This window comes from Endozoicomonas atrinae (assembly GCF_001647025.1).
GTDB classification, from domain to species: domain Bacteria; phylum Pseudomonadota; class Gammaproteobacteria; order Pseudomonadales; family Endozoicomonadaceae; genus Endozoicomonas; species Endozoicomonas atrinae.
In genome coordinates this window covers 1-4,340 of the sequence record NZ_LUKQ02000354.1, presented here as the reverse complement: position 1 = coordinate 4,340, position 4,340 = coordinate 1, and the positions used below count along the sequence as shown (strand labels likewise).

The window sequence follows — 4,340 nt, the reverse complement described above, 5'->3', positions numbered from 1 at the left end:
GATCATCCTGAGTTTTAATCTGACTGGCTATTTGATCTACCAGTTTTTCGTTGATTTCAACGCTCATTGTTATTCTCCATTTTGGAGTATTAACGACAAGCGTTTACACAATTTAAATTACATTCCCTTAAGCCCCAGTTAACAGCAGCAATATCCTTCGCATTGATACCCATGAACCCGCCTTAACCCAAACTCTACCTAAGGAAATTGATCCAAACAGAACTCCTGTGGTAAATACACCTGTCTGCTGCAGACGGATATCCATTCCCAAGCTGATAAGAATTTTCTGCTGCTGCTTCTGCCTTAAGGCTAATCCTGGTGGAGAGCTTCCTGACAAAGTTGAAATAAGAGTTCTTCATTCATCTAAGCACATCAAAACTCAACCATCCCGCACTCAAGTTATTCATCGACTGGAGACTTCAGAGAAAGAAAACCTTGAAAGGCTTGAGGAAAGGACATATACGGGAGAATACGAAGAAACATATTGTGGAGAAATCATGTATGGGAAAACAACTTCCAGCAAACAGCAAGATTGCACTGGCAATCTTGATGAAGACATTCCTAATTTTTTCATGAACTGTTATTCCCCTGATAAATGGCTATTCTCAATTAATCAGAGAGAAGATAAAAACTGCGGGTATTATTTTAGTACTGCCATCCTTAAGCAATACACTCAAACCGCTAAAGAACGAAATTTCTATGGGTGCCTACCTTCAATAATTATTGGTAATAGAATAGAAAATAAAAGCACGAATCGATTAATCAAAGTCTTTACGAGAGGAAAAATAACAGAAGATCAATTTTATCAACAATTCTTATCCAACACCGAAGTTGGCAAATGCCATCAAAGGAGATCGAATTTATTCGGTCTTAGAACCATTGGCTTAACTCTGGAAAAAACCAGCCCCGCCTGTAGACAGTTTAACAGAATAATCTTCCACGTTGAGCCGGATCCAGCCGTATATGGCAGCAGATAATAGAAATCAATAAAAATTAAGACTGATTTTATTTATACACACCAAGCCCTCTATAAGCAACTTGGCCAAGTACGCCTCCCCATTACCCCAAGGGCAACAGGAAGACGACTAATATTAACTGGTTGCCGTAAAGTCCAACATCCGCTGCAAAGGCTTTAGCGCCTTATCTCGCAAGTCATCACTGACTTCAATAACATTCAAATCACTTGGAGTTTCCAGGCATTCCAGAAGAGCATCAAGCGTATTCATTGCCATCCATGGACAATGAGCACAACTGCGACAAGTAGCGCCACTGCCCGCTGTAGGAGCTTCTAAAAAACGCTTATCAGGTGAAGCTTGCTGCATTTTATAGAAAATGCCACGATCCGTAGCAACTATGAATGTGCTGCTCGGCATTTCCTGAGAAGCTTTCAATAACTGGCTCGTCGACCCAACCACATCAGCAATCTCAACCACTGAGTCAGGTGACTCCGGATGGACCAGTACTGCTGCATCAGGATGGACACGTTTCAGGTCTTCAATACCTTTCGCCTTGAACTCTTCATGAACAATACAGCTACTGTCCCAGAGCAGCATATCTGCACCAGTATTTTTTTGAATATAGCTGCCAAGGTATTTATCCGGCCCCCAGATAATCGCTTTACCCTGAGCATCAAGGTCTTCGACTATATCAAGTGCACAACTGGATGTAACTACCCAGTCTGCTCGTGCTTTTACAGCAGCCGAGGTATTGGCATAGACAACAACCTCCCGGTCAGGGTGCTGATCACAAAAAGCGGAAAACTCTTCTACAGGGCAGCCCAGATCGAGTGAACACTCTGCCTCAAGAGTCGGCATTAGCACCTGCTTTTCAGGACTGAGAATTTTGGCGGTTTCCCCCATAAAACGAACACCAGCCACTATAAGCGTTTCGGCATCGTGTCGGGCACCAAAGCGAGCCATTTCCAATGAGTCCGCAATAAAGCCACCAGTCTCATCAGCCAGTTCCTGAACGACAGGATCTGTATAATAGTGAGCGACAAGAACCGCCCCTCTCTCTTTCAGGAGTTGTTTAATTCTGCTTTTCTTGGCTTCCTTATCAACCGGATCCACCGGTACTGGAGCCTTCTGCAAATGGCCCTGAACGAGCTCTCTGTCTATCACTGCATTCATAAAGCTTGCATCCGGCAAAGCACTTTACCCTTCTAAAACCTTTAATGAACTAGTTCATATAAAAGACAGGTAAGTGTCTGCAATTTCCTCTATCGATCAGCCATGAGCCGAAAATATTGCGCCACTTCCATCCCCAAAATGGAAGGAAATCCAGCTTCGCATTATTTTCATGCCACCATTTTCTAAGAAAAATGTGGCAGGTAGTCTAACACAGCTCGAACGCAGCATCAGCACTATTAATAATTCTTGTGAAGAGATAAAAAAAGGAAGGTATGTGAGGAAGTGGTGGGTCGTGTAGGATTCGAACCTACGACCAATTGGTTAAAAGCCAACTGCTCTACCAACTGAGCTAACGACCCGACTGTGAAAATTATACGCACCAGAATTCGTTTTACAAGCAATTTGCGTTAAACCGCAATACGATAAGGCGTAGGGTCAACAATCCCTGCTTCTAGAAATCCCTTTCGCCGGTAACTGCAACTATCGCAAACACCGCAGGCAACCCCATGCTCATCAGCCTGATAGCAGGAGACGGTCATAGCATAATCCACTCCCAGCTTCACGCCTTCAGAAATTATTTCAGACTTGGTTAAATTCAGAAGTGGCGCCCTGATACGAAAAAGATCACCTTCAACTCCAGCCCGTGTTGCGAGATTTGCCATATCTTCAAATGCTTTCAGATATTCCGGGCGACAGTCAGGATAATTCGAGTAATCAACAATATTTGCACCTATGAAAATATCACGAGCACCCAAAACCTCTGCCCAACCAAGAGCAAGAGAAAGAAAAACCGTATTCCTTGCCGGTACATAAGTTACCGGAATCCTGCTCTGAGCCTCCTTAAGGGGATCACTGAAATCCGGAACAGCAATGTCATCATCTGTCAGCGCCGAACCACCTATACCAGTCAACCCAAGCTTTAAAACCTTGTGCTCAATAACACCTAGCGCCTCAGCCACTTTTCGGGAAGCCTCAAGCTCGGAACGATGGCGTTGCCCATAATCAAAACTGACCGAGAAACATTCAAACCCCTGTTCTGAAGCCATTGCCAGAACGGTGGCCGAATCCAGCCCTCCGGATAAAAGGACAACTGCTCTTTTCATCTGCAACACCTTTATTTAACAAAAAATTACGCTCAGCTGGTGCGAATACACAACAAAACGTTAATAACCCTTAAACACCCGGCAAATCCCCCCAGATCATCCGGTGCAGCTGTAATTGAAATCTCACTGGAAGCCTGTCTTCAAGAATCCAGCCCGCCAGAATCTCGGCAGACATTTCTCCACTGACTGGAGAAAAAAGAACATCGGAAACCCTGTTCGCCAAGTCATATTGGATTATTTTAGAAACAGACCATTCATAATCCCCTCTGTCTGCAATCACGAATTTCAACTGATCTTTTTTTTCAAGAAAACCGATATTTTCATATAAATTCCGATGCGACTCTCCTGAAGCTGGAGGCTTCAAATCCATCACCTTGACCACCCTGGGATCAACTTCAGAGATACTGATTGCCCCGCTGGTTTCAAGTGAAACTTCATAGCCCTGGTCTGCCAGAAGCGATAGCAACCCGTAACATGCCTTCTGAGCCAATGGTTCCCCCCCAGTCACTGTGACATATCTGGGGTTATATTCTGATACCCTGCCCAGGATTGCTTCAATGGATAATAAATCCCCCCCCCTAAAGGCATACTCCGTATCACACCAACGACAACGCAGAGGGCAACCAGTTAAGCGCACAAATACCGTAGGCAATCCAGTGGTTCTGGTCTCTCCCTGTAACGAGTAAAATATTTCTGTAATTCTTAGCATTAAAAAATGCCTGCCTGCACCAAACGATCAAAGCAGCTAAAGATATAGGGTTCAGACTGCCTTTGACATTCGGCACTATATGAAAGCAGTTACCAGTCATGAGATGAGCGCAGCACGAACTTCCTATCGGAACTTATGCCTCAACATGTACGAAACCTTGCACACTAGCTGGAGCAAAGTAAGCAGCATAGCAGAGAGACAGTTCATGCACTGTATGAGTGGAAAATAGAAATGAAAAAAAGAGATGAAACTAAAGAAGAATCAAACTGGCAGGGAATGTAATTTAAATTGTGTAAACGCTTGTCGTTAATACTCCAAAATGGAGAATAACAATGAGCGTTGAAATCAACGAAAAACTGGTAGATCAAATAGCCAGTCAGATTAAAACTCAGGATGATC

Annotated in this window: 4 protein-coding genes and 1 tRNA gene; 1 reads left to right on the top strand and 4 read right to left on the bottom strand. The window is 43.8% G+C overall.

All coding sequences use genetic code 11. From position 1 onward, the window contains the following. Positions 1–227: 227 nt before the first annotated feature. A complete protein-coding gene (locus AK963_RS32510) occupies positions 228–977 on the top strand; it encodes a hypothetical protein (RefSeq protein WP_139117670.1) in 750 nt (249 codons plus the stop codon). Between the two features lie 114 nt (positions 978–1,091). Here the strand turns inward: AK963_RS32510 and nadA are convergent, their stop codons facing one another. The 4 genes from nadA to queE all read right to left on the bottom strand — a co-directional run bounded on the left by nadA (position 1,092) and on the right by queE (position 3,941). Then, positions 1,092–2,129: a quinolinate synthase NadA gene (nadA, locus tag AK963_RS25975; protein WP_066018267.1), complete on the bottom strand. Its 1,038-nt coding sequence runs from the start codon at positions 2,127–2,129 to the stop codon at positions 1,092–1,094. Between the two features lie 283 nt (positions 2,130–2,412). Continuing rightward, positions 2,413–2,488: transfer RNA gene (locus AK963_RS25970), tRNA-Lys, on the bottom strand. Between the two features lie 48 nt (positions 2,489–2,536). Beyond that, positions 2,537–3,232: a 7-cyano-7-deazaguanine synthase QueC gene (queC, locus tag AK963_RS25965; RefSeq protein WP_066018265.1), complete on the bottom strand. Its 696-nt coding sequence runs from the start codon at positions 3,230–3,232 to the stop codon at positions 2,537–2,539. Between the two features lie 70 nt (positions 3,233–3,302). Further along, positions 3,303–3,941, bottom strand: a complete 639-nt coding sequence (gene queE, locus AK963_RS25960; protein ID WP_066018264.1) for a 7-carboxy-7-deazaguanine synthase QueE — start codon at positions 3,939–3,941, stop codon at positions 3,303–3,305. Positions 3,942–4,340: the final 399 nt, after the last annotated feature.